The organism is Magnetococcales bacterium, from assembly GCA_015231175.1.
GTDB lineage: Bacteria > Pseudomonadota > Magnetococcia > Magnetococcales > DC0425bin3 > HA3dbin3.
The window spans coordinates 1-2,781 of sequence record JADGBZ010000163.1; the positions used below are offsets into that span (position 1 = coordinate 1).

Below are 2,781 nucleotides of genomic sequence, written 5' to 3' on the forward strand. Positions count from 1 at the left end.
GAAAGCCTTTGTCAGGGCTTCGCCCCGAACCCCACCAGGGCGCTGCCCTGGACAATGAGACGTTCACGATCCAGCGCCGGTTGGAAAGTGGACCTTCCGGGGATCTGTTTTTGGCCCAGGATCGGACCGACGATGCCCTGGTTGTTTTGAAGCCGCTCCCCGAGACTCTGGTCCGGGATACGGATGCCTTTTTCACCCGATTCAAGCGTGCGTTTCACGGCTGTCAGGCCCTGCGGCATGACCGGATCGCGGCCTTGCGCGGGCATGTGTTCGACCGGGAACGGCAGCGCCATTTTTGGGTGCGCCTGCATGCGCCCGGCATCAATCTGGAGCAGTACCGCCTCGAACGTCCAGGGGGAAGGGTTGCCTGGGGCGAGGCCCTCGCCATTGGGCAAAAGGTAGCGGCCATTCTGGATTTTGCCCACGCCGCCACCCTGAGCCATCGCGCCCTCAAGCCGCAAAATGTCATCCTCTCCCCGACAGGGGGGGTGTGCCTGGTGGATTTTGGCATGGCCTATGCCATCCGCGACCTGGTCCATCGCCTGGGTGGCGAACTCCCCATCCCCTTTTTGGAAAAAAGTCATCCCTACACCGCACCGGAACAGTTTCTCCTGGAGCACGCCCCCGGGGAGTCTGTCCCACGGGCAGCACTGTACGTCCAGAGAAACGGTGTGCGACTGGTTGGCGGTGAACCTGGCCCGGCGGCGGACGTTTTTGCCCTGGGTGTCATGCTGTACGAGTTGGTGACCGGTCGGGTTCCCTTCACCTCCGCCCAGATCGCCACACTGGCGACGCCCCATGACAACGGAGCCCTCTCCGGTCTCGGGCTGCTGGCGACTTTGACCGAGGCGCACATTCGCCTCAACAACGGGGTCACCCCGGGTTTTGGTGCGCCTCCCCCCCTGAATGAATCCCGGATCCGGGTTTTTGCCCGGGCCTTGCACTGGCAACCCGAACAGCGTTTTGCCAGCGCAGGAGATTTCATGGCCGCCTTTGCCCCGGTCATGATCCCCAGGATCAGCACCGAATCGCCCGTTCCAGCCCGGGAGCCGCTTGCCAAAGCGGTGCCCGATCCATCCGACCAAATTCCGGAGAGGGCAGCCAGCGTTGCAACTCAATCATCCGAGTCGGCGCGGGAGGGGGGGGTCGGCGTTGCGCCCCATCCGCCCGAATCTCTTCGGGAGGGGGGTGTCGGCGTTGCGCCCCATCCGCCCGAATCTCTTCGGGAGGGGGGTGTCGGCGTCGCAACGAGTCCGCCCATTCCGATTCGGGACGCCGTGGTCAAGGCTGTACCGAACCCACCCCATCCGGCCCGTCCCGATTTTTTGCCCAGGGATCGTTCCGCAACAGAGATCGCTCGCAACCCGATGTGGGATCACGCTCCCCGGCATGATCCGTTTTCCCATCTGGTGGTGGAGCCGGATCTGCAAAACGATCGGCCCCTCCGTGGCGGACGAACCGGATTTTTTCGTCTTTTGTCCCGCATGTCCGTCCTTCTATTAGTTGTCGGGGGTGCGGTTGGGGCTTCGGTGCTGGGGTGGGCGGTCCACACGGATGATGCCAAAAATCGTTCCCGACAGCAGAGCATCGCCGAGGGTGAGGTCATGCTTGCCCGGACACCAGCCAGCAAAGAGGTGGACACACCTGGACAGGATGACCCCCTGCGCGCCGTTGCGGCAGTGACCAGTGTCCCGGAAGACCCGGGCAAAGTGGTTGCCCTGTTGGCCCTTGCCGACCGCGACATGCAGGCCATGCGTATGATGGCCACCTCCGGTGATCAGGCCCTGGGCCGCTATCAGGAGGCGCTGCGCCTGGATCCAGGCAACGCAGCGGCCCGGCAAGGGGTGAGTCAGGTGGCGGAGAAATATGCCCAGGTGGCCCAGACGGCCATCGGGCATCTGACGCGCATGGCAGCGGAGGGAGCGGTGCGCGGGGTGCCCGTCCGCGATGGGGATGGTGTGACCGTCGCCGCGTTGCGCACGGAACTGGAAGCGAAAACCCACGAAGTCGAACAGGAGCGCACCCGCGCCGATTTGTTGGAAAAACAGCTCCAGGAGGTCAAAGGGCAAATGGTGCGCCTCGCCGCCCTGGAAGAGAAACTCCAGGCCTGGGAGGCGGACAAGAATCGCCTTGCCGAGCTGGAAAAACAGGTGGCCGACAACCGTGCGCAACAGAAACGCATCCAGGAGTTGGAAACCCGCCTGGATGCAGCCCATGTCGCCCTGGCAAGGGTCAACGATCTGGAAAGACGTCTGCGCGAAGTCCAGGAACGCGGCGCCCCGGATCGTGCCAAAAAGGGGGTCGTGATGGCGGCTTTGCCCGTCCCGGCGCCCGGCTCTCCCAAAAGGGTCGTGATGGCGGCCTTGCCCGTTTCGGCGTCCGGCCCTCCCGATGCCGGGGCCATGCCGGAAGCCCATGAAGAGGGTGTTTTCTTCGTGCAACTTGCGGCCCATCGCACCGAGGAGAAGGCCCGAGGGATGGAGGAGTCCCTGCACCAGAAAATAGGTGGTTTGCCCGGTATGGCCTTTTCCCGGCAGATGGCCGAGGTTGGCGGCGCCACCTGGTACCGCGTGCGTACCGGACCTTTCCCCCAGCGTGAAGTGGCCGAGCAGGCGTTGCAGGAGATCAGGGAGCGTACCGGCATCGCCGGGATGGTCCTGCGACAGGGAGCGTGGTAGGGCCATGGATCATCGCTCGGCAACGCAGAGGATAACGAATTGGATGGATAACGAATCGGGGTCCAGGGGGCTGGCTCCCTGGCTTAGTCCAGGGCAGCGCCCT

1 protein-coding gene is annotated in these 2,781 nt (G+C 64.1%); it reads left to right on the forward strand.

The annotated features are described in order from the left end of the window. The coding region (locus tag HQL63_16195; protein MBF0178363.1) for an SPOR domain-containing protein at window positions 1-2,678 on the forward strand (2,678 nt) is incomplete at its 5' end. Window positions 2,679-2,781 lie beyond the last annotated feature (103 nt).